General features: G+C 57.2%; 22 protein-coding genes. 12 read left to right on the forward strand and 10 right to left on the reverse strand.

All coding sequences use genetic code 11. The annotated features are described in order from the left end of the window. Positions 1-44 precede the first annotated feature (44 nt). Complete coding sequence (locus Q0650_RS16085) at positions 45-680, reverse strand: DUF4388 domain-containing protein (RefSeq protein WP_298820784.1); 636 nt, start codon at positions 678-680, stop codon at positions 45-47. Between the two features lie 148 nt (positions 681-828). Then, complete coding sequence (locus Q0650_RS16090) at positions 829-1,794, reverse strand: COX15/CtaA family protein (RefSeq protein ID WP_298820787.1); 966 nt, start codon at positions 1,792-1,794, stop codon at positions 829-831. Between the two features lie 192 nt (positions 1,795-1,986). Between Q0650_RS16090 and Q0650_RS16095 the strand changes: the two genes are divergently transcribed. From Q0650_RS16095 to Q0650_RS16105, 3 genes are all read left to right on the forward strand, one after another. Beyond that, positions 1,987-3,282 (forward strand): M20/M25/M40 family metallo-hydrolase, encoded by a 1,296-nt coding sequence (locus tag Q0650_RS16095; RefSeq protein ID WP_298820789.1) that lies wholly within the window; start codon positions 1,987-1,989, stop codon positions 3,280-3,282. A 167-nt stretch (positions 3,283-3,449) separates the two neighbouring features. After that, positions 3,450-4,502 (forward strand): iron ABC transporter substrate-binding protein, encoded by a 1,053-nt coding sequence (locus Q0650_RS16100; protein WP_298820791.1) that lies wholly within the window; start codon positions 3,450-3,452, stop codon positions 4,500-4,502. Positions 4,503-4,554: 52 nt separating this feature from the next. Beyond that, positions 4,555-6,165, forward strand: a complete 1,611-nt coding sequence (locus tag Q0650_RS16105) for an iron ABC transporter permease (RefSeq protein ID WP_298820793.1) — start codon at positions 4,555-4,557, stop codon at positions 6,163-6,165. 44 nt (positions 6,166-6,209) lie between these two features. Here the strand turns inward: Q0650_RS16105 and Q0650_RS16110 are convergent, their stop codons facing one another. The 3 genes from Q0650_RS16110 to Q0650_RS16120 all read right to left on the reverse strand — a co-directional run bounded on the left by Q0650_RS16110 (position 6,210) and on the right by Q0650_RS16120 (position 9,441). Then, positions 6,210-6,545: an STAS domain-containing protein gene (locus Q0650_RS16110; RefSeq protein ID WP_298820796.1), complete on the reverse strand. Its 336-nt coding sequence runs from the start codon at positions 6,543-6,545 to the stop codon at positions 6,210-6,212. 107 nt (positions 6,546-6,652) lie between these two features. Then, positions 6,653-8,341 carry a SpoIIE family protein phosphatase gene (locus tag Q0650_RS16115; protein WP_298820798.1) on the reverse strand — a complete coding sequence of 563 codons (1,689 nt, stop codon included), beginning with the start codon at positions 8,339-8,341 and terminating at the stop codon, positions 6,653-6,655. 8 nt (positions 8,342-8,349) lie between these two features. After that, on the reverse strand, positions 8,350-9,441 hold the full coding sequence (locus tag Q0650_RS16120; RefSeq protein WP_298820799.1) for a HEAT repeat domain-containing protein: 1,092 nt from the start codon (positions 9,439-9,441) through the stop codon (positions 8,350-8,352). Positions 9,442-9,630: 189 nt separating this feature from the next. Here Q0650_RS16120 and Q0650_RS16125 point away from each other — a divergent pair, with 189 nt between their 5' ends. The 9 genes from Q0650_RS16125 to Q0650_RS16165 all read left to right on the forward strand — a co-directional run bounded on the left by Q0650_RS16125 (position 9,631) and on the right by Q0650_RS16165 (position 18,771). Further along, positions 9,631-9,831 (forward strand): hypothetical protein, encoded by a 201-nt coding sequence (locus tag Q0650_RS16125; protein WP_298820801.1) that lies wholly within the window; start codon positions 9,631-9,633, stop codon positions 9,829-9,831. Continuing rightward, on the forward strand, positions 9,832-9,984 hold the full coding sequence (locus Q0650_RS16130) for a hypothetical protein (protein WP_298820803.1): 153 nt from the start codon (positions 9,832-9,834) through the stop codon (positions 9,982-9,984). Between the two features lie 387 nt (positions 9,985-10,371). Next, the gene (locus tag Q0650_RS16135; RefSeq protein ID WP_298820805.1) at positions 10,372-11,178 is read left to right on the forward strand and encodes an ABC transporter ATP-binding protein; all 807 of its coding nucleotides are present in this window, start codon (positions 10,372-10,374) and stop codon (positions 11,176-11,178) included. Between the two features lie 44 nt (positions 11,179-11,222). Continuing rightward, on the forward strand, positions 11,223-13,172 hold the full coding sequence (locus Q0650_RS16140) for a long-chain fatty acid--CoA ligase (protein WP_298820807.1): 1,950 nt from the start codon (positions 11,223-11,225) through the stop codon (positions 13,170-13,172). A gap of 161 nt (positions 13,173-13,333) precedes the next feature. Then, a complete protein-coding gene (locus tag Q0650_RS16145) occupies positions 13,334-14,215 on the forward strand; it encodes a branched-chain amino acid ABC transporter permease (protein ID WP_298820809.1) in 882 nt (293 codons plus the stop codon). 49 nt (positions 14,216-14,264) lie between these two features. Continuing rightward, positions 14,265-15,323 carry a branched-chain amino acid ABC transporter permease gene (locus tag Q0650_RS16150; protein WP_298820811.1) on the forward strand — a complete coding sequence of 353 codons (1,059 nt, stop codon included), beginning with the start codon at positions 14,265-14,267 and terminating at the stop codon, positions 15,321-15,323. Positions 15,324-15,346: 23 nt separating this feature from the next. Further along, positions 15,347-16,558, forward strand: coding sequence for an ABC transporter substrate-binding protein (locus tag Q0650_RS16155; RefSeq protein WP_298820813.1), 1,212 nt, complete (start codon positions 15,347-15,349; stop codon positions 16,556-16,558). 123 nt (positions 16,559-16,681) lie between these two features. Beyond that, on the forward strand, positions 16,682-17,473 hold the full coding sequence (locus Q0650_RS16160; RefSeq protein ID WP_298820815.1) for an ABC transporter ATP-binding protein: 792 nt from the start codon (positions 16,682-16,684) through the stop codon (positions 17,471-17,473). 77 nt (positions 17,474-17,550) lie between these two features. Beyond that, a complete protein-coding gene (locus Q0650_RS16165) occupies positions 17,551-18,771 on the forward strand; it encodes a phenylacetate--CoA ligase family protein (RefSeq protein ID WP_298820817.1) in 1,221 nt (406 codons plus the stop codon). 69 nt (positions 18,772-18,840) lie between these two features. Here Q0650_RS16165 and Q0650_RS16170 read toward each other — a convergent pair whose 3' ends face one another. The 5 genes from Q0650_RS16170 to Q0650_RS16190 all read right to left on the reverse strand — a co-directional run. Further along, positions 18,841-19,995 (reverse strand): iron-containing alcohol dehydrogenase, encoded by a 1,155-nt coding sequence (locus Q0650_RS16170; protein WP_298820819.1) that lies wholly within the window; start codon positions 19,993-19,995, stop codon positions 18,841-18,843. A gap of 278 nt (positions 19,996-20,273) precedes the next feature. Further along, complete coding sequence (locus tag Q0650_RS16175; protein WP_298820821.1) at positions 20,274-22,040, reverse strand: DUF4097 family beta strand repeat-containing protein; 1,767 nt, start codon at positions 22,038-22,040, stop codon at positions 20,274-20,276. Between the two features lie 39 nt (positions 22,041-22,079). Further along, positions 22,080-22,445 carry an SHOCT-like domain-containing protein gene (locus Q0650_RS16180; protein ID WP_298820823.1) on the reverse strand — a complete coding sequence of 122 codons (366 nt, stop codon included), beginning with the start codon at positions 22,443-22,445 and terminating at the stop codon, positions 22,080-22,082. Further along, positions 22,429-22,809, reverse strand: a complete 381-nt coding sequence (locus tag Q0650_RS16185) for a DUF2089 domain-containing protein (protein WP_298820825.1) — start codon at positions 22,807-22,809, stop codon at positions 22,429-22,431. Before Q0650_RS16185 ends, Q0650_RS16180 begins: the two co-directional genes overlap by 17 nt. 125 nt (positions 22,810-22,934) lie before the next feature. After that, on the reverse strand, positions 22,935-23,186 hold a 252-nt coding region (locus Q0650_RS16190; protein ID WP_298820827.1), incomplete at its 5' end, for a hypothetical protein.

Here is a 23,186-nt window from a genome sequence, read left to right on the forward strand (position 1 = left end):
GCCTATCAGCTATCGCCTATCGCCTATCGCCTATCAGCTATCGCCTATTGGCGAAGTAACGCCAGCAACCGATCAATGGTCGGCGTCGCCGGCGGCTTCGGTTGCGCAGCAGCCGGCGCAGATGAAGGCTGTTCCCGGCATTCTGCCGCCACCGCTTCGAGCCGCGCAATCTGCTGCGACATCAACTGAACAACCCCTTCAACCACGTCAATTGCCGACCAGCGCAACTCAGCGGCCAGATCACGCAACCGCTTTCGTCCATCAATTGCCTCAATGAGCACATGCAAAGCGGCTCCGGCGCGGCTCTTCGCAGCCTCGGATGGCATCAGTAAGACCGGCGTCAACTCGAGCGACGGCGCTTGATGCCATAATCGTCGCCAGCGCAACGCCACGCGCTCGGCGTTGCGCAAGATCGACTCCAGATCACCCCAGACTGAATGATTGTTACTTTGCGCGCCACTGACGACGTTGAACGTTCCATTTTGCACGTTTAGGAGAATGCCCAACGCCTCAATGCCTGCCTGGCCTTCACACTCGATATGGTAGATTTGACCGTTGACAAAGAAGATGCGGCCAGATCGTTCTCCGTGAATATCGATCGATCCGGTGAGCGCGCTATACGCGGCAAGATCTATCAGCTCGCGCAACGCGATTTGCTGCAGCGTTCCATGTAAAGCCATGCTTGGGCCTCCTATGCAAGGTAGCGGAGAGGTGAGGACGCCCCTTCTTTTCTGGTTATATCACAACCTGTCTGGCATAGCAATATGACTCCAGTCCCGTTTATCGATAGGTCATACTAGGCTGGCACGTATGACCATTGTCAAAACCCTAGCGAGCCGGCGATCCCGACACGACCGGCGCATGGGTAGCGGTGGCTTGAGCGGGGCGACCGAGCAAGGTTGCGCTGAGTAAAACCAGTGCCAGCCAGGCCAGATCGGCGAAGAGCAGATGCACCAATTGCATCCAGACCGGCGCCTTGAGCACTACGTTGAGCGCGCCGAGGAATATCTGACTGACAAAAATTGTTGCTGTCGCCCAGGCCAGACGACGAGTGGTCGGCGACGGATCGTATCGCATTGCGCGCTGCGCCAGCGAGATCATCGCCAATCCGACCAGGGTGCCAAGCACGGGGTGGATGATACGCATCAAAACAAGCGGATGGCTATCGCGATTGATCGGCTGCGAAACGCCACCAGGCAACACCCCCAACTGCAAGAGGGTATCTCCCAACGCTGTCACGGCTCCGCTCGATCCGACGAGGGCAGCGCCCACCAGAGCCGCAATTAACATACCCAGCAAACCACCCTTCCCGCGCAAATCAGGCGCAGGCTTGCCACTCGCATACCAGGCTGTCAGCGCAATGGCGCCGATCAGCAAAAGGGTATTCACCAGATGCAACCCCAACGACAATGCCCGAGTCAGCGAAGCATTGTGCGCCACCAACTGGAACAGCACGAGCGCCGCTCCGATCAGCGACTCGATGACCATAAAGACCATCGCGGCAATTGCCGCTCGCCGCGCCGGATGACCGGCAGCAAACAAACGTAAGGCCCAGATCAGCAACGCAATCGCCAACAGTAATGCAATCCCACTGGTAACCCGATGGGAAAACTCGATCAACTGCGCCGTATCAGGCGCGCGCGGAATCACCTGGCCGTCGCACAACGGCCAATGATCGCCACAACCGGCGCCAGATCCGGTCGCGCGCACAAACGCGCCCCACATAATCACCAGCAGGTTATAACCGACATTCAGCCAGGCAAAGTTTACGAATGCGCGGTGCCGGAGATCCATGCTGCAACCTCCCGCCGCGACAACCAGGTCGCGGATTGCAAGAATAATGTGACATATTGCACTTTATTCTAGCATAGCTTTCCCTCAGCAGAGAGTAAACGCCGTGTTATAATTTGTTCACCAAAGGCAATACCACGCCAGATAAGGGTCAAACGGGTGACTGCTCACGCGCCGCCATCAACCGAACAACTTATGCAGATCGCGCGCGATCTCTGCCGACAGCCATCTACTACCGGCCAGATCGACGAATTGCGCACTGCTGCCGAACATATTGCTCGCTTTGCGCGCCTGCTCGGCATGCAGACCCGGATCGTCGCCGCCGACACTACGCCAGTGATCATTGCCCACCGCGCTGGCCGCCGCCCCCAAACACTCTTGCTCTACCACCACTACGATGCGCCACCAACCGGGCCGTGGCGATACTGGTCGCACGAACCATTTGATCTGGCTGAACGAGATGGGTATGTGTTCGGTCGCGGTGTAGCCGGCGGTAAAGGCGCGTTGGCCGCTCATCTTGCCGCCTTGCAAACCCTCTTGCAACGCGACAGTGAACTACCCTGTGGCGTCACTCTGGTGCTTGATGGAGGCGCTAACCTTGGCAGCCCAGGACTGGCCGAAACGCTGCGCAGTCATACCGATGTAATGCATTGTGATGCCGTGCTGGCCAGTCTCGGCGATCGTGATGCCCATGGCACACCCATCTGCGCCAGCGGGAGCAAAGGCTGGCTTCGCATCCGCCTGACGGCACGAGGCCCGGCATATCCGTTGCCGGCAGGGTTTGCCACCAGCGTGGCCAATCCGCTCTGGCGGCTTACCTGGGCATTGGCTTCGCTCAAAGGCGAAGACGAAGATGTGCGAATGGAAGGCTTCTACGACCCGGTTGAAGGCCCTTCTCGCGCCGACAATGCAACCATCGGAAAGGTGCAGATAGCTACCGCTGCGCGTCGCCAGGCCTGGCGCATTGACCATTTTCTGTTCGGGATCGATGGCGCGGCTCTTAGTCGCACTGAGATCACCCTACCAACCTGTAACCTCAGTTCGCTGATAGTTGAACCGCAGATGGATACGCCAGCCATCCCGGCCCAGGCTACGGCGCTCCTCGATTTGCAACTGGTGCCGCGTCAACAGCCCAATGCCATCTTCGATTTAATTCGCCAGCATCTCGCTGACAAAGGCTTTGCCGATATTACGCTCGAACGCATGCCCGGCGGCTATCCGCCCTGGATCACGGCGACCGACAACCCATTTGTGACTCGCGTAGCCACCATCGGCGCAACCGTCTTCGAACGCCCCTTGCCGGTAGTGCCGGCAGGCCCCTATGCTGTGCCGTTGAGTCTGCTCGCTGGCGACCATCCCGTTCCAACAGTGAGTATTGGCTTTACGCCGGCAACCGGCGCTATCTTCGGACCCGACGAGCATATCGCGCTGAGCGATCTGAGCCGTCATAGTCAGTTCCTTATCGAATTGCTCGAACGGCTGTGGACCTAGGACGCACCGAAACCGCGCATCCTCTTCACAACTTTTTTCAAAATATCTCAACCAAAATGTTTGTAAATTAGCTTGACCTTTGACCAGGGTTAGGATATACTAACACCAACCTTGCGCAAGGTTGTGTTTGTTGTCACGAAGAACCATTGAGGTCGAGGAGAAAACCTGTGAAACGTTTGCTGCGCCTATGCGCACTCTCCATAGCGATGGCCTTGTTGCTCGTCGCTTGTGGCAATCAGACTGCCAGCACTCCTACGCAAGCGCCATTAGCGCCAACGGCGACCGATACTCCTGCCCGGATTGTCGTCTACTCTGGTCGCAGTGAAAGTCTGGTCGGCCCATTCTTCACCCAATTCACCGAAGCGACCGGCATTCAAGTCGAAGTGCGCTACGGTGATACTGCCGAACTGGCGGCTACGATCCTGGAAGAAGGCGCAAACAGTCCGGCTGATCTCTTCTTTGCCCAAGACGCCGGCGCGCTCGGCGCGCTGGCCGCTGCCGGTGTGCTGGCGCCATTGCCGGCAGAAACTCTCAACCAGGTTGAAGCGCGTTTCCGCTCGGCTGATGGATTGTGGGTTGGCATCAGCGGTCGCGCCCGCGTGGTGGTCTATAACACGAACAAATTGACCGAGTCTGATCTTCCCCGTTCGATCACCGGTTTTGTCGATCCGCAGTGGCGTGGTCGGGTTGGTTGGGCGCCTACCAATGGTTCATTCCAGGCTTTTGTGACGGCGATGCGCGCGCAGTTGGGCGAAGAGGCGACTCGCCGTTGGCTTGAAGGAATGATTGCTAACGAGGTGCGAACGTATGAACGTAATGCCGCTATTGTTCAAGCCGTAGCTGCCGGCGAAATCGATGTAGGCTTCGTCAATCATTACTATCTCTACCAGTTGCAGCGACAATCCGGCAATACGCTGGCTGCGGCTAATTATTACCCGGCTGATGGCGATGTTGGCGCCTTGATTAATATTGCTGGCGTCGGCATCCTCAAGACGGCGAAGAACGCTACGGCAGCGCAGCGCCTGATCGACTACATGCTTTCGACCGAAGGGCAGCGCTACTTTGCCGAGCAGACCTTCGAGTATCCACTGGCCGGCAATGTGCAACCTGATCCGCGCTTGAAGCCTCTGTCAGAAATCCAGACCCCTGACATCGATCTGAACCAGTTGCGCGACCTCCAAGGGACGCTGCAATTACTGCAAGATGTAGGAGCATTGTGACCTGTGATAGAACGCCGTGATCGCTCCTGATCACGGCGTTTTACCTGCTATTATGATACGCCGTATCACTCTAAGCCAACTGACCATCGCTACCGCGCCGGCCCGGCCCCGTCCGTGGCCGTTAATTGGGCTGAGCCTCGCTATCGTTGCGCTCGTCTTGCTACCGATCGGCTATCTGGTCATACGCGCGCTTGAAGCCGGCCCCGATGCGTGGGCTACGCTGCTGCGGCCACGCACCCTGCACGTGGTGGCGAACAGTCTGGGGATCGCCGTTGCTACTGCTTTCCTTAGCGTTGTCATTGCAACCCCGCTGGCTTGGCTCACAGTGTGCGTTGACTTTCCAGGTCGCCGCTTCTGGGCAATCGCAACCGCTCTGCCGCTCGCCGTGCCATCGTACATTAACGGCTTCGCCATCATTGTCGTCTTAGGACCGGTCGGTCTGCTACAACAGGCGTTAGCGCCTTTCGGCATTGAGCGTCTGCCCGCCATTTATGGTTTTGGTGGCGCAGTATTAGCGCTCACCCTCAGCAGTTATCCGTATGTTCTGCTTAATGCGCGCGCAGCGTTACAACGCTGTGATCCCGCCGTCGAAGAAGCTGCGCGTAGCATGGGCGATAGCCCATGGCGTGTCTTCTGGCGCATTCTGCTGCCACAGGTGCGGCCTGCGCTCGCGATTGGCGCGCTGCTGGCGGCGCTCTACAGCCTGAGCGATTTTGGCGCGGTATCGTTGTTGCAGTTTGAGACGTTCACCCGCTCGATTTATGTGCAGTATCGCGGTTCGTTCGATCGCAGCGGCGCGGCATTATTGTCACTCATCCTGATCGCATTGACGCTCGGTCTGATCTGGATTGAGCAACTTATCCGTGGGCAAACGAGCATGAGTCGCTCGACCTGCGCTGTTGCCCGTCCGCGTCGCCTGGTCAATATCGGGCCATGGCGCTGGCTGGCGACCCTTTACGCAACTTTGCTCACTCTGCTTGGTCTTGGTATGCCGCTGATTGCGCTGAGCTACTGGTTGATTCGCGGTTTGCTCAACGGGCAGACGCTTCATACACTCTGGCAGCCAATTGCCAATTCGCTGCTCGCCGCCAGCGGCGCAGCCATCCTGACAATTATCGCCGCCATTCCCATCGCTCTGCTGGCGGCGCGTTTTCCCTCACGCCTGAGCCGGTTGCTCGACGCTGCCGCCTATACCGGTTATGCGCTCCCCGGCATTGTCGTCGCGCTGGCGCTCGTTTTCTTCGGCGCTCAATATCTGCCCTGGCTCTACCAAACGCTGCCGATGTTGCTGATTGGGCTAGCAATTCGCTTCTTGCCGCAGGCGATTGGCAGCATTCGCACAACGTTGCAACAAATGAATCCACGGGTAGAAGATGCAGCCCGTTCGCTAGGGCGTTCGCCGCTGGCTGTCTTTGCCGGCATCACCCTGCCACTGATGACACCAGGCCTGCTCTCGGCAGCAGCCCTGGTCTTTCTAACCTCAATCAAGGAATTGCCAACAACCCTGCTCCTTAGCCCAACCGGGTTTCCCACCCTTGCCACCCGGATTTGGAGCGCCACCAGTGAAGCGATGTTTACGCAGGCGGCAGCGCCGGCGCTGGTATTACTGGCAGTATCAGCCATTGCAACCGCGTTTATGCTGGCGCATGAGCGAACCACATAAGGACGACGCGATTGTCATCCTTATGTGACGGTAAGTCGAGGCTATCACCGATCGTGATACGCTGCCAGCGCTGTTTCGCGATTGGGATAGATCTTAAAGAGGGTGTCAAAGCGACTCTTGCGGAATATCTCGGCAATTTGTGGTTGCAAACCGCACAATCGCAAATCTCCTCCCAGGGGTTGCACAGTGCGCAGTGTGCTGAGCAGCATGCGCAACGCCAGACTGGCGACAAAGTTCACTTCAGTCATATCGACCAACACCTTGCCGCCGTGATTCTGAGCTACTGTCGCCAGATCCTGTTCGACGGCCTGAACGCCAGCAGCATCCAGCCGTGCCGGAAGCTCAATAATCAACACATCATCTACTTGCTCGGTCTTCACGCCGAAATCTCCCTTTCTAGCGGGCGATTTCTTCACCACGCAATCGGATCAGGATGAGGTCATTATAGCACGCTCACCGATATGCGCGCCGCGCGCAGCAATTTTCTTTATCCCGATGCCAGTAACCGCTCAACAATCAGCAGCGTCATATCGTCAGCTTGCGGCGCGCCGGCAGCAAATGTCTCAACCGCAGCAACAACCGTAGTGACCAGATCGGCAGCCGCGCGCGACGCATGCGCTTGCAGGGTGAGACACAGCCGATCATCCCCAAACAACTCACCCGCCGGGTTCACCGCCTCGGTGATCCCATCGCTGAAGGCAACCAGCTTCTCGCCAGGAGCAAGGTAAATTGCGCGCACCTCATATGATTGTCCGGCAACTACCCCGAGTGGCAGCGCGCCTTCGCTCAACTCTTCGATGACGTTACCCGCACTCCCGATCCGCAACGGTGGATTATGGCCGGCATTGACATACGCGATAGCGCCGGTGGTCGGGTCGAGCAGACCGTAGAAGAGGGTCACAAACATGTTGGCATCGCTGTGCTCACGACAAATATAGTCATTCGTCAGACTTACCGCATGCGACAAGATGGCAGTACGCCGATCACCGCTATATTGCAGGCTGCCGGCAGCCTGTGAAGCAGCGCGCAAGAGCGATCGACTGAGCGCGACAAAGAGCGCCGCAGTGACACCTTTCCCGCATGCATCGGCGACCACCAACCCGATTTGACCATCCGGCAAGGCAATCGTATCGAAAAAGTCGCCACCCACAGCCTGCGCGCCCCGGCTAAAGGCGGCAATCCGCCAGCCGGGCGGTTGGGGTAAAACGCGGGGCAAAAATGACTCCTGAATGCGACGAGCCACCGCCAATTCCTCTTCGAGCCGATTGAGGCGAATCAGCTCAGCTTGAGCAGCCTGCAATTGCTGGTAAGCAGCCAGCAGTTCGGCATTCTTGCGCTCAAGATCACGGATCATTCGCTGGTTGGTATTCCGCACGCGACCGACAATCGCGCGCAGCATTGTCATAGCTAGCGCCGGACTGGAACCGATCAGGGTAGCGAAAACCGCTTCATTCAGGGCTACCAGTCGACTCGGCTCGATGGCGCGCACCGTTGCCGAACGGGGACTATGGTCAATCAGGCTCATCTCGCCGATAATCTGACCGGCTTGAAAGACCTCTAACTGCAACTCGACCCCATTGACAAACGTGATCACCTCAAGCGCGCCGCTCAAGATGACGAAACATTCGGAGCCGGTCTCACCCTGATGAAACAACACTTCACCGGCAGCCAGCCGGCATTCAGCGAGCCGGGGCGCGAGTTCAAGCATGACCGCTTCCGGCACATCCTGAAAAAGTGGCAATGCGCGCAGACGCTCAAGCATTGGCACCGTCTTGGTCACCGTCAACTCATTCCAACCGCTGATCGGGTCGTGCCGATAACTCAGCGAGTCGGTATATTCGCGAATAAAGTAGAGACCAAGGCCACCGATGAGACGCTGATCGGCAGCGACGTGGAGATCGGGCGATGGCGCCTGGGTTGGATCGAAGGGCTGACCGCGATCGCGTATCGTTACAGTTAGCACACCTTGTGTGTAGGAACAGATCAACTCAATCTGATCGCGATTATGCTCATCGTAGCCATACTTGACAATATTAGTTGCCACCTCTTCGATCACCAGTCGCAACGCATAGGCATAATCGCGCGGCAAAGACCAGGCAGCCTCTAGCTCATCACTGAAAGCTAAAAGGGTAGAAATGGCATTCCAATCGGCAAATACGCTGATCTGCTGCCGCATGCGCGCCTCTACACCGCCAGAGGCTCGGTCGGGTGACGGCTCTGGCTAAGCGGCAAAGTTGCCCGCAATTTACGCAAGCGGGTGATCGCATCAACCGCCGCCTCATGAACGTTCGGATCGGTATCATCGACAGCCTGAGCCAGAGCATTGAGGACAGTGGTCGTGGCAGCGGCAACACCAAGGCGACCGAGCGCGCGCGCAGCCGACTCACGGGCATAGGCATCGGTATCCTGGAGCATCACCAGGAGGCGCTCAATCATCGGAGCGGTGCCGGCCATCTCTCCGAGTTGGCTCACCACCAGCGCAGCGGCTGAACGCACAAAGCTGTCAGGATCGGAAAGGCTTTCAATCAGATGATCGATCAATTGCGGCGAAGCGATTCGGTCGCGCAACAGACCAAGCGTGCGCGCGGCAGCGAAGCGGGTTTCCAGGTCACAATCGTGGATAGCAAGACGGATGAGCGTCTTGACCAGCGGCTGTGGCGGCGTGCCGTTGAGCATACCCAACGTGCGGGCAGCGGCTGCGCGCACGTGTGAGGCGCTATCACTCAACCCATCGTGCAGCAGCACCAGATCGGCGGCAGTAAAATTCCCTTCGCGTACCCGCAAACGCCTGATAGCGTCATAACGACTCTGCCAGCCTGGATCGTGCAACTGTCGGCGTAGCTGTTCGAAATCACCGGGTTCAAAGGAGTCAAGCTCGGCGATAAGGGTCAGGCGCAGCCATTCGTCACGCGAACTATTCAGGCGCTGGCGCGCCAGGTGGATCACGTTCAGCGCTAGCAAAATCTCTTCGATGGTTAAGCGCAATTCAGGGCGCGAACGCAATTCGCGCTCGATTAATTGCGCTAACTGATAACGCCAGTGACTGGCTCGACGCACAATATGATTGGCGCCAGGGCCACGTGAGATCTCGGCTAGTGTTAATACTGCGGCAACCGGCTCTTCATGGAATGCCGCCAGAAATGGCTCAAGCGCGCGCAGGGCAAGGAATCCGAGCACTGTGTTCACGCCGGCAATCTGAATCTCTTGCCGCGGGTTACGCGCAAAGCTAAGAAATCGCTCTGCTACCCGTTGTCGCCACGTCTCGCGGTCGAACATAGGCAGCTCCTTTCCCAATGCGCCATCGCAGGAAAACCGTCGCTTTCCCTGTATTATGTAGTATAACATATCGATACCGAATAACACAGTACTTTAGTACTAATCTCAGATTTCAGAAACATTACGACCTGAGGCGACGAAGTTATATGGTAAGATGAGGCGAGAAGCATTCAGAAGCGGAAGATCACGATGACTCCAACACCTGAAGACCCCGATCTGGCAGCCAGTGTGCGTCGCGTGCGTCGCGGTTGCGTCATGATGGCCATTATTGTGATTGCGATAACCATCTTTTTGATTAGCGCCACCGGCAATCTGGCCTTTTCGTTACTGCTCCTGCTGGCGGGAGCATTGCTCGGGCTGGCTTTTTTCGTGGTGCGCGAGGGTGCATAGATGCCACCGGTATATCGACGCGCATTGCTGGCAGTGCTTGGCCTGGTCTGCGTCGTCATTTCAATTGTCGTTGCTTTTCAGCAACCGTTCGGTCTCTGGCACTGGTTCTGGCTGGCGCTGGCCGGAGCTTTTCTGTACGCTGTGCGCCGGTAAGCAGGATCACCATGTTCCCATCGCGCTCACCGCCTGCGCGGATTGATGGCCTCATGCGGTTATACGTTCCTCCTTGGGTTCGTAGCCGTTGCCTCAATCGCAATCCGGCCTCTTCACCTTCTTAAACGCACTCCCCTCGCTACCAGTTCCCAGCAGAGTGCGCAAGTGAACGCCACAAAACAACAGCGCGCGCATTCCACGCTCGCCCGATCAGCAATTTGCGCAATCATCTCATCTTCGCTATAATAGAAATCAGCTATTCCCCATATTGAGTGATACGTCATTTGTCGAGCAAAGCGAATGTTCGAGTAGCTTGCCACCGAATTACACGCTTGATCGACTTATGAACGGTGCGTAGTTGGCTCGTGCATTATCGATGAGGATCGCATGACGCATCGTGAACCGGCAATGTTGCCTGCGCCACAAATGGAGATCGATCATATCGGTCTGAGCTTCGGTGGTGTGCGCGCACTCCTTTCAGTAACCTTCAATATCTACCCCGGCTCGATCCAGGCTATCATCGGTCCCAATGGCGCCGGCAAAACCAGCCTGCTTAACTGTATCAGTGGCCTCTATCGCCCGCAACAAGGGCAAATCCGCTTTGAAGGACGCAATATCATCGGGCTACCACCGCACCAGATCGCGCGCCTTGGGATTGCCCGCTCTTTCCAGAATATCGAACTCTTCCGCCATATGACGGTCGTTGATAACCTCATGCTGGGCCGCCACATTCACATGCGGAGCGGTATCTTCAGTGGCGGGTTCTACTGGGGTCAGGCCCAACGCGAAGAGGTTGAACACCGTGCATTTGTCGAACAGGTTATCGACCTGCTCGAGATTCAATCAATCCGCAAAAAGATGGTCGGCGCGCTTTCGTATGGCCTGCAAAAACGGGTGGAATTGGGGCGGGCGTTGGCAATGAATCCCCGTCTGTTGTTGCTCGACGAACCGATGGCCGGCATGAACACCGAAGAAAAAGAGGATATGGCCCGCTTTATCCTCGACATCAACGAAGAGTACGGCACGACTATCGTGTTGATCGAGCACGATATGGGAGTAGTGATGGATATTAGCGATCGGGTGGCTGTGCTCGAATTTGGCCAATTGATCGCGTATGGCACACCGGCTGAGGTGCGAAGCGATCCAAAGGTGATTGATGCGTACCTCGGTCGCGAACATGCACTACCAGTGTAGGCTACAGTTCTCTCATTCTCACCGGTCAAGGGTTGGGTGACACGATGATCCAGATACCTGAAACGACCCTACCGCGCCTGCTGTTTCAGAACGCGGAACGCTTTGGCAATAAAGTGGCGCTGCGCGAAAAGGATTTTGGGATTTGGCAGACCGTGACATGGCGGCAGTTTGCCGATCATGTCCGCGCCTTTGCCATGGGGCTGCGCGCGCTGGGCGTCCGGCGCGGCGATGTGATTGCTATCATCGGCGATAACCGTCCTGAATGGCTTTACGCCGAATTTGCCGCCCAGAGTATCGGCGCAATGTCCATCGGCGTTTACCAGGATTCGGTTGCCGAAGAGGTCTATTACATCGTCTCGGCGGCTGAAGCACGGGTTATCGTAGTGGAAGATCAGGAGCAGGTTGATAAGATTATTGAGATCTGGCCTCGGCTCTCAGGGGTGTTGAAAGTCATCTACTACGAGCCGAAAGGGATGCGTAATTACAATCAACCGTATCTGGCCTACTTCCCTGCGATTGAAGAACTGGGTCGCGCCTATGATCGCGATCATCCCGGACTGTTCGAGGCCGAGCTAGCCGCCGGCAAGCCTGATGATGTCGCCATTCTCTCCACCACTTCAGGCACGACCGGCAAACCCAAACTGGCTATGCTGACCCATCGCAATCTGATCAGTCAGGGCGCCGGTTTGCTCTCGGTTGACCCCCTTTCACCGGATGATGAATTTGTGAGCTTTTTGCCCCTGGCCTGGGTCGGCGAACAGATGGTAACGGTTGCCGCCGGTATGCAGTGCGGCTTTACCATCAATTTCCCCGAATCGGCCAGCACGGTGCAGGAGAATATCCGCGAGATCGGGCCGCGAGTGATGTTTTCGCCGCCGCGGATCTGGGAAAATATGCTGTCCCAGGTGCAGGTAAAAGTGCAAGATTCGACGCCACTGAAACGGGCCATCTTTGAGTGGGCCATGAAGCAGGGTTACGAAATGGCAGATACTCGTTTCAGTGGGCGGCAACCAGGCCTGGGTCTGCGCCTGCGTTACGGCCTGGCTCGTCTGCTCGTCTTTGAGATGCTGAAAGACCATCTCGGGCTGCGTTTTCTCAAACGGGCCTACACCGGCGGCGCTGCCCTTGGCCCCGATGTCTTCCGCTTCTACCACGCAATCGGTGTGAACCTCAAACAGGTGTACGGCCAGACCGAAAGCGCCGGCCTGAGCGTGATCCACCGGGATGGGCACATTAAGTTTCAGACTGTCGGCACTCCGCTCCCCAATACCCAGATTCGGATTGCCGAAAACGGCGAGATTCTGGTAAAAAGCCCTTCGGTGTTCATCGGCTACTACAAGAATCCGGAAGCAACGGCAGAGGCGCTTGAAGATGGCTGGCTCCACAGTGGCGATGCCGGCTATTTCGATGAAGATGGTCACCTGATTGTGATCGATCGGGCGAAAGATGTGATGACTCTGCACGACGGCACAAAATTCTCGCCCCAATTCATCGAGAACAAGCTCAAGTTTAGCCCGTACATCAAAGAAGCAGTGGTCTTCGGTGGCGACTGGCCATTCGTCACCGCCATGATAAATATCGATTTCGCCAATGTTGGCAAATGGGCCGAACAGTCACAGATCTCTTACACGACCTACACCGATCTGGCCCAAAAACCTCAGGTCTATGCGCTGATTCGCAAGGATGTCGAGCGGGCAAACGCCGATCTGCCACCGGCAGCGCGAATCAAGCGTTTCCTTCTGCTCCACAAAGAGCTTGATGCCGATGATGGCGAACTGACCCGCACGCGCAAGGTGCGCCGTCGCCTGGTGGCGCAACGCTATCAAGAGATTGTCGATGCGCTCTATGGTGATCAGCGTGAATTTGAGATTGAGACGACGATTACCTATCAAGATGGGCGCACGGCATTGATCAAGACGCGCTTGCGGATCGAGGAGCTGGACGAACCGTCAACCTCTGTGCCGGTAGTCGCAGCGCGCGCAGTCGCTCGCTAGCGTCGATTTTGAACGTATAGCTGATAGTGGAAGCAGCGAAATTGCCCATGATGGTAGCGCACTCATTGCTGAGACGGATTGTCGGCAAGTAATGTCGTTGTGTCGGTAACCAGTGGGTGACAGGTGCAACGGCGATAGCTTCAACAACAACGGAGACGCGCATGGATCGATTTGTGCAACTGGCGCTCAGCGGGATTGCCAATGGCGCAATCCTTGCGCTGGTGGCTCTTGGCTTCGTCTTGATTTACAAGAGCAGTGATGTGATCAATTTTGCTCAGGGCGAACTCTTGCTCATCGGCGCCTACCTGACCTACGCCATGGTCGAGCAGTTTGGGATCTGGTGGCCTGCCGGCGTGGTGTTCGCGGTCATCCTGTCAGCAGTGATTGGTGTGCTGATCGAGCAATTGGTTTTGCGTCCGATGATTGGCGAACCGACCATCTCGGTCATTATGGTCACCATCGGTCTCTCATCGCTACTCCGCGCTATTACCGGCGCCATCTGGGGGGTCACGCCGCGTCCGGCGCCGCAGTTCCTGCCAACCGATACTGTCACGATCCTGGGCGCTAATGTCGGGGTTGATCGGCTATGGGCCTTTGGACTGGCCATTGCTCTGTTTGGAATCCTCACGCTCTTCTTCCGTTACAGCCGCGAAGGCATTGCCATGCGCGCAGTGGCCGACGATCAACAAGCGGCGCTCAGTATGGGCATCAGTGTGAAGAAGGTGTGGGCCGTAGCATGGGCAATTGCAGCGATTACCGCCACGGTTGGTGGCATTCTGCTCATGAGCATCTTCGGTGGTGTGTCGGGCACCATTGGGCGGGTTGGCCTGCTCGTCTTCCCGGTAGTGATCCTGGGTGGTCTCGATAGCATTCCCGGCGCGATTATCGGTGGCTTGATCATCGGTCTGCTGCAATCGTTCGCCGGTGGGTATCTGCCGCCAGAATGGGGTATGGGCGAGGTCATGCCGTTTATCATTCTCCTGTTCATCCTGCTGGTGCGGCCATACGGCCTTTTCGGACAACGCATTATCGAGCGGGTATAACCCCAGAGCGCAGCGAGTTTCGCTCGCTGCTAGCAGGACGGTCACTGAGATGCAGAGCGGAACATTTCATACCACTTACGCCAGCGATGTGAGTTTGCGTCCGTATTGGCCGCAGCGGATTCGGATTGCGCTGGCGCTGGCGCTGGCGTTGATCTTTCCCTGGTTTGCCGACCGTTACTGGCTCAATCTGGCCAATACTATCGCTATCGCCGCGATCGGCGCGATTGGGCTCAACATTCTGGTGGGCTATACCGGTCAGATCAGCGTCGGTCATGGCGGCTTCCTGGCCGTTGGCGCCTACACTGCCGGGATGATGGCCGTTTATCTCGGCACACCGATGTGGATTACCATTCCTGTCGCCAGTTTCTTCACCGCCGCAGTTGGCGCTTTCTTCGGCCTGCCATCGCTTCGCTTAAAGGGATTGTATCTGGCGATTGCCACGCTTGCCTCGCAAGAGATTATCATCTGGCTGCTTACGCACGGTAAATTGCTTGGCATCGGCGAATCGCTCTCGCTCCCGCGGGCGAGCAATAACCTCTTCGGTTTGCCGTTAGAGTGGCTGGGTAACAACGACTTCGCCTTCTATTGGGTCTGTCTTGCTTTCCTGATCGTCACCGTGATCTTTGTCAGCAATCTGTTTCGAACCCGCACCGGACGGGCATTTGTTGCCATCCGCGATCAAGACATTGCCGCTCAGGTGATTGGCGTTGATCTGTTCCGCTACAAGTTGCTGGCTTTCGCCACGTCATCGTTTTTTGCCGGGTTAGCCGGCGCCCTCACTGCGCATTACCGGGGCGTGATTTCGTGGGAACGGTTTACCATCGAAACCAGTATCCTCTATCTGGCAATGATCATTATTGGCGGCCTGGGTAGTGTCTCCGGTTCAATCTACGGCGCTGCCTTCATGATCCTGTTACCGGCATTCCTCTCGAATCTAGCCCGCACCCTTAGCGATGTGGTGCCCAACATTAACTCTTACCTGCCCTTCCTCCAGCAGGGCGCATTCGGTCTCGCAATCATCCTCTTCCTCATTTTCGAGCCAGAAGGCATTGTCAAGATGTGGCGCAATGTCAAAGATTACTTCCGGCTATGGCCGTTCAGTTATTGAAGTGTCGAGTAAGGAGGAATGGCATGCGCAAGAGGAGACGGACGTTCGGTTGGTTGATCGCGCTGGCACTGTTCGCCACCTTGCTGGCTGCGTGCGGTGGTGGCGCCGGCGGTGGCGCCGGCGGCGGCGCGAGCAGTGAGCCGATCAAAGTAGGAGCGATTTTCGATTTGACCGGCGCAACGGCTGATGTAGGCACGCCTTATTCCCGCGGACAGACTGCCTTTATTGAGTGGAAGAATGAACAGGGCGGGATTAATGGGCGACGCCTGCAATTGATCAGCGAAGACTACGCCTATCAGGTGCCACGAGCCGAAGAGCTGTACACACGATTTGTCACCCAGGATAAGGTGCTGGTCTTCTCAGGTTGGGGTACTGGCGATACTGAGGCCTTGCGACCAAAGATTACCGAGGACAAGATTCCCTTCATTTCAGCCTCGTATTCAGCCACTCTGGCCAACCCGGCTGAGACACCGTACAACTTCCTCGTTGCCCCAACCTATTCAGATCAGTTAATCATCGCAATGAAGTGGGCAATTGATGACTGGAAGGCTAAAGGCAATAGTGGCCTGCCCAAGTTTGGCTACCTGATCAACGACAGCCCCTTTGGCCGCTCGCCGCTGGCCGATGGCACTGCCTTTGCCACTTCGCAAGGTATCGAAACACCGCTGGAAGTGCCTTCGCCCCGTGGCGCGACCGATCTCACCCCGCAATTGACCCAGCTCCGTGACTACGGCGCGAACTATATCTTCCTGCAAAATGTTTCAAGCCCGGCGGCACTGGCGATCAAGAATGCCAAGAGCCTTGGCTACGATGTGCAGTTCGTCTGCCTGAACTGGTGCGCCAACGAGATTCTGATCAATCAGGCCGGCGCTGATGCCGAAGGCGTGGTAGGCACGGTGCCGTTTAACCACGAGTCGGAGGGTGGCAAGATCGCGCTCGACTATGCCCGCCAGAAGAATATTGACTACGGCGGCGCCGATAGTACCTTCGTGCAGGGTTGGACGGCAATGTCGATCCTGGTGGCCGGAATTGAGAAGGTGGTGGCCGATGGCAAACCTTTGACCGGAGAGAACATTAAAGCCGCGCTCGAAACGATGGGACCAATCGACACCAAAGGGGTTACGCCACCGGTGCAGTTTAGCGCCACCGATCATGCCGGGTTGAAGGCGCTCAAGCTGTTCCGGGTTGAAAATGGCAGGTGGGTACCGATTACCGACTTTATCAGCGCGCGGTAAGGAGCAAGGCCAGGGGCGGGTGGGCAAGACCTACCCGCCTCTCCTTCCTTGCCGCTTGTTTGTCCAGGGCACTCATAATGGCCATACGCCTGCGCATTAGACCGATGCGCATCCAAACCGCCTATGTTAACACTCAACAATATCGAAGTTATCTACAACGATGTCGTGCTGGTACTGAAAGGTCTATCGCTTGAAGTTCCGGCGGGTCGCATCGTTGCCCTGCTTGGGTCGAACGGCGCCGGCAAAAGCACCACGCTCAAAGCGATTTCCGGCCTGCTCAAACCGGAAAATGGCGAGGTGACCGACGGTGAAATTCTTTTTCAGGGTCAGCCGATCCATAAAAAAGACGCTGCTGAGATTGTGCGAATGGGCATCTTTCAGGTGATGGAAGGGCGGCGCGTCTTTGAACACTTGACGGTAGAAGAAAACCTGCGCGCCGGGGCGTATACGCAATCCGGTCGCCATTTTGCCGGCGATCTGACGCTGGTCTACGACTACTTTCCCCGTTTGAAAGAACGGCGCAATCAGGTAGCCGGATTTCTTAGCGGCGGTGAACAACAGATGCTGGCGATTGGGCGGGCGCTGATGGCGCATCCCAAACTGATCATGCTTGATGAACCATCGCTTGGCTTAGCCCCGCTGCTGGTAGCCGAAATCTTCGAGATTATCCGCCGTATCAACCGCGAGCAGGGTACCACCATTCTGCTGGTTGAGCAGAATGCCCGTCTGGCGCTTGAGGCGGCGCACTACGCCTACATTATGGAAAACGGGCGCATCGTGCTGGAAGGTTCGCCAGATGACCTGAAAGATAATGCCGATGTGCGTGAGTTTTACCTTGGCCTGAACGAAATAGGTAGCCGCAAGAGTTACCGCGAAGTGAAGCACTACAAGCGCCGCAAACGGTGGCTATCATAGGCATCGAACTGATCTGGCGCGGGAAGAAGCATACGCAACTCATTTCATGCTTGCGTCTGGCCAGAGGTGGGGTGATTATGGATATTCAGGCATTCTACGCCGGTTTTGACCAGCGAGTACGCGAGATTGTCGCCTATGGCTACGAGCACTCGCCAGCGTTCCGTCGCCGGATGGATGCTGCCGGCCTGACACCGGCAGCAATTCAAACCACTGCTGATCTTAGCCGACTGCCGATCTTGCGCAAAGAGGAGCTGGTTGAGTTGCAACGGCAGGGGCCGCAGCTCGGCGGGATGTTGACCGTGCCGTTGAGCCGCCTGCGCCGTATCTTTCAATCACCCGGCCCGATTTACGACCCCGAATCCGACGAGCCGGATCCGTGGCGGTGGGCGCCAGCCTTTCGCGCTGCCGGGTTTGGACCTGATGATCTGGTGATCAACTGTTTTGGCTACCATCTTACCCCCGCCGGCGTGATGTTTGAAGAGGGCGCGCGCGCCGTTGGTTGCGCGGTGATTCCCGCCGGAATCGGCAATCAGGCTCAGCAGATCGAGGTCATGGCGCACCTTGGAGTAACCGCCTATGCCGGGCTGCCGAGCTATCTGAAGGCACTGCTGGAAAAGGCAATTGAACAGGGGTACGATCCGCGGTCGTGGCCGCTGAATAAGGCGTTTGTGGCTGCCGAACCACTGCCGCCTTCACTGCGCGCGTTGTTTGAAGAAGAGTATGGGATTCTGGTCTACGACGGCTACGGCACTGCCGAGACCGGCAATCTCGGCTATAACGGTCCGGAACGGCGGGGCTGGCATCTTCCCGAAGATGCATTGGTGCAGATTTGTGATCTCAACACTGGCGAGCCGGTGTCCCCTGGCCAAACCGGTGAAGTGGTGGTCACGCTCTTCCGGCGCGACTACATTCTTATTCGCTTTGCAGTCGGCGATCTGTCGGCGCTTATGACCGACAATACCCCTACCGTCATTCCTACCCCAAGACTGGTGGGATGGTTGGGTCGCAGCGGCGAGAGCGTTAAAGTCCGCGGTCTGTTTGTGCATCCGCGCCACGTAGCCGAAGCAATTCGTCGCGTCGAGGGAGTACAGGCGTACCAGGCTATTGTGGCGCGCGAAAATCATCGTGACGAACTGATCTGCCGGATTGTGCCAGCCACGGATACCGACCCGGCCACTTTGCGCGCCAGCGTGGCGCAAGCATTGCACGAAGCGATCAAGTTGCATTGCAAGGTTGAGACCGTCGCCGAAATCCCGCCTGACGCGAAACCGTTTGTTGATCAGCGCACGTGGTCGTAGTGAGCAGAATGCTCAATCAGCATACGTCGAGAGCGCGGCAGTGCCGCACTCTCGACGATCGGGAACGCCTCACCAAACCTCTTCGAGCATTGCCAGCAACTCTTCTGGAGTCGCCGAACGCGGATTATTGAAGATTGCCGGTTCAACCGCAGCCAGTTCAGCCAGCTCAGGCAGCGCTTCACGCGGCACGCCGACATCGCGCAGGCGCGTCGGCAGACCACAATCGGCTGTCAGCGTATGCACCGCCGCAATGCCGTCTGCGATCACCTCAGCATTGTTGCGTCCGCCAACATTCACCCCCATTGCGCGCGCAATGCGCACATAGCGTTCGGGCACTACTTCACTGTTGAAACGCATACAAGGCGGCAAAAAGATCGCGTTAGCAGTGCCGTGATGTACCGGAAACTTCCCGCCTACCGCGTGTGAGAGGGCATGGACAACCCCAAACAGGCTGTTGCCACAGGCAATACCGGCCATCGTAGCCGCAATTAACAACTGACTACGGGCGACAAGATCTTCACCATTATGCACCGCATCACGCAGATGAGTTGCGATCATATCAATGGCAGCCAGCGCCAGACTATCGCTGAAGGGGTTGTTTTCAGTTGATACGTAGGTCTCGATGGCATGCGACAAGGCATCCATCCCGGTCGCAGCGGTCAGACGCGGCGGTAAGGTGCGGGTCATCAGTGGATCGAGAATGGCCAGATCGGGGGTGATGTAGCGACTAACAATACTGATCTTGCGCTGATCGGCCTCATCGAGGATGACTGCAATCGGGGTGACTTCGCTCCCGGTACCGGCAGTGGTGGGAATGGCGACCAGTGGCGTCAGGGGAGTTTCAATCACGTTGTAACCCTCGTAATCGGGGATGGAACCGCCTAAGGTGAGCAGAATGCGAATGCCTTTGGCGGTATCAATTGGGCTGCCGCCACCAACCGCAATGATCAGGTTGGCGTCGACAGCACGCGCCAGCGCGGCGCCCTCGGTAACTTTAGCTACCGATGAATTGGCCGGCACGTCGTCGAACAGACCGACAATTTCGACCGGACTGATTCCGGCTTTGATCGGTTCGAGCAAACCGGCGCTGATGACGCCTTTATCGGCAACCAGCAGAGCGCGACGCTGAGGTAAGGCATTGCTGATAACCTGACCCAATTCGCTCGCCAATCCGACCTGGTACAAAACTCGCGCGCCAAGACTGAATTCGAAAAAGTCTTGCATGTCGCCCGTCCTTCATAGTTGCAAAAGAGCACTGCTATGCTCATTATACGACTGAGGGGAAGGGGGCATGCGCGTTGCGAAGGGATATTCACTGTCCGGGTTCACTGCGAAGGTGCGCCAGTATCGGAAGCAATTTCCCGCGATAGCGGAAACAATGCGCGCTGCGGAGCGTTCTGTGGATCAGCGTCTCTCGATACCATATGCGCCACAACCCTTTCCTGCGAGGAAGGGGTAGAGACGTTGCAATGCAACGTCTCTACCTGACGATTGACGCACCGCTATGCTTCATCGTCGAATGCAGCCAGCAACATCTCACCTTCAGCGGCGGAGATACGTCCATCGGCCACCATTTGCAAGATCGAGGCCCGCTGTTGCTCGCGTTCGGCTTCGCTCAGCGGCGCAGGACGCAGTTGAATGGTCTGACCGGTAGCCGGCCACGGCGCATCGGCGGCCCGGGGTGGCGGCGGTGGCGGTGGCGCATCGGCGGTCCAGGGTGGCGGCGGTGGCGGCGGTGGCGGTGGCGGTGGCGGTGGCGCATCGGCGGCCCGGGGTGGCGGTGGCGGTGGCGGCTGGATGCGACTAAGAGCGCGTTCAACCGCCTCGAGAGCGCCGCTCAGCCCAGCCGCCGCTGCCTGACGGGCCTGCTCTTTGATCCGCTCAATCCGCTCAGGATCAAGCCGCCATTCACGCTGATTGACACGTAGCCGCACCCGTTCAGGCGCTACATCTTTTTTCAAGCGGCGAGCCTGCTCGGCAAACCGCTCGGCGGCCTCACGCGCGCGATCGGCAGCGGCGGGATCTTTGCCACCCAATGCGCTGCGAAGTTCGGCAGCCAGCTCGCGCCCCAGTTCGCTCAGCTCACGCCCCAGTTCGCGCCCCAGTTCACTCAATTCCTGCCCAAGCTGCACGCCGATACTGCTGAATGAACCCGGCTGCGTCACTCCCTTCAGAGTGAGATCGCCGCCAACGGTAAGACGTAGAGCGGCTGCGCCATTCCCGTAGCGTAACTCTACCTCTTGACCGGGAGGGGTCTTACGCAGGCCGACACCGCTCATCTCGCCTCCCACAATAGCGGTTATCACCAGATCAGGCGTTTCAGGGAGATAGATCAGCGCATCGCCACCAACTCTCGCCTGCATAACACTGGACGGCGCAAGGTCGGCTCGCAACGCCAGGTCACCCCCGATAGCATTAATGGTTACATGGCCGCCAATCTGCTTGATCGAACAATCGCCACCGACATTATCGATGGATAGATCACCGGTGACGGCATTCAGCTCAATGTCACCACCGGCAATGCCAATGCGTCCACCGGCCAGCGTACCCAGCTCGACATCACCACCGATCAAATCAACTGCAATCTGAGCGATGTGAGCATCAGCAGCAGCGAGATCGCCATTCAGGGTCAGACACTGCAGCAGACGAACCTGCCCATTGAGGTCTAGATCGCCATTGATCCGATTAAGCCGCAACGAAGCTGTGTCACTGGCGGTCAGGGTAACATCGCCATTCACCTCAGCAACTTCCAGTTGTTCGCTCAAGCCATAGACGACCAGATCGCCATCAACGCTTGACAGGGTTAGACTTAATGCATTGCGGGCCTTCACATCGTCGTTAACTGCATTCAGGCGGGCAACCGGCACATCCGACAAATCAACCTGACCGTGAATATCGCCGGTCACGGTCAATTCCGCAACAGTAGCAACTGCCAGATCGCCATCGACGTGACCAATCACGACCTCATCAGCAATCTGGCGTAGCGTCAGATCACCGTGAACGTGATCGATCATCACCTGGCGCACCGACATCAGTCGCGCATCACCGGCACAACGCCCGATGTGAACGGTGGCTGACTCTGGCAGAATCAATTGCAGATCGCCAGCGCTGGTATCGATTACCAGACCAGACTCACCAGTAGATACTGTTACCTGCTCATCACACTGCCATTCGAGCGCCGGTTCAGACCAACCGCGAATGGTCAGATCACCCTCAACAGATCGAATGTTCACCACTACCGGTACATCAACCGGAATCCGCTGTTTCATAGCGATACTCCTTGCGATGCGGGATGCATCCGCTCTAAGTTATTCGACGACAATATCGACTCGTTCACCCTCTTCCAGATCCTGCCATTCGAGCAGCAGACCGGTTGTGCCACGCTCGACGCTACGAATCAGTTCTTCGAGGGCGCTACCACTGAGCTGAGGCGCAAGGCGAGCGCCGAGACGAAGACCAACGTTGATCAAGCTGACCGGGATGGCGACCGAAACCTTCAGGCGTTGCGAGGCCAGATCGGTCACCCGCACCCTGACCAATCGCGCCTGACTGCGTTCGATCGGACGCGGATCGGCATTCAGGGCATCGAGCAGACGGGCGGCTTCAGCCGCTGAGAGTTGCCCGCGCTCAACCATCTGCAAAATGCGGTGGCGTTCTTCATTTACGCTGTTCATCGCCGGCCCCTTTCAGCAAGCGGAGCGCATCTTCAACCGAAATCTCGCGCGCAGCCAGCCGATCAAGGATCTGACGGCGATCGATCCGGTGTTCATGCTCAGGCGAACCGCCGAGTATAGCGACAATTTCGTCGAGCCGGGCGCGGGCAGTGTTATAGGCAATATCAAGTTCGGCAGCGAGACGTTGGATGTTACCGCGGTTCTTTACTAATAGTTCGACGAAAGCCAGTTGTTCGGGAGAAAGGCGACCGATCCAGCCCAGACTGAATCGGCCTTCGATCACGATACCACTGCTAGGAGACTCAAGCCGGGTGACGATCAATTCGCCACCAGTGATAGGATCGCGCGTGAGGAGGGGGTTCATCACAAGCTCCTTGAATACGCTATCAACGATACTCAGCAATTCGCTGCTAATACGCTGGAGGGTTGCATACTAAATCATCCTGGCCGAGACCGGCTTAGCGCAGAATACTGGCAAACACATTCATCTCAACCCCATGTCGGATGGTGTGGATAGGCAGATTGTGGTTTGATTGCATAGCGTAACAAATAGCGACCAAACCGGATCAAGCGCAAACCGACCCAGTGCGCTACCGAGCGAACCACCGGCGATGGTGGACAAAGATGATCCACGGCTGCATCAGCGATCCGTTCGTTGATCATGCGAGCACTGAGCGTTTCGTGGTGATACAGGTCACGCATCATCGACCACTTCCTTTCATCAGATACATGGTGATATTT

It is taken from the genome of uncultured Chloroflexus sp. (assembly GCF_937129525.1).
Taxonomy (GTDB): Bacteria; Chloroflexota; Chloroflexia; order Chloroflexales; family Chloroflexaceae; genus Chloroflexus.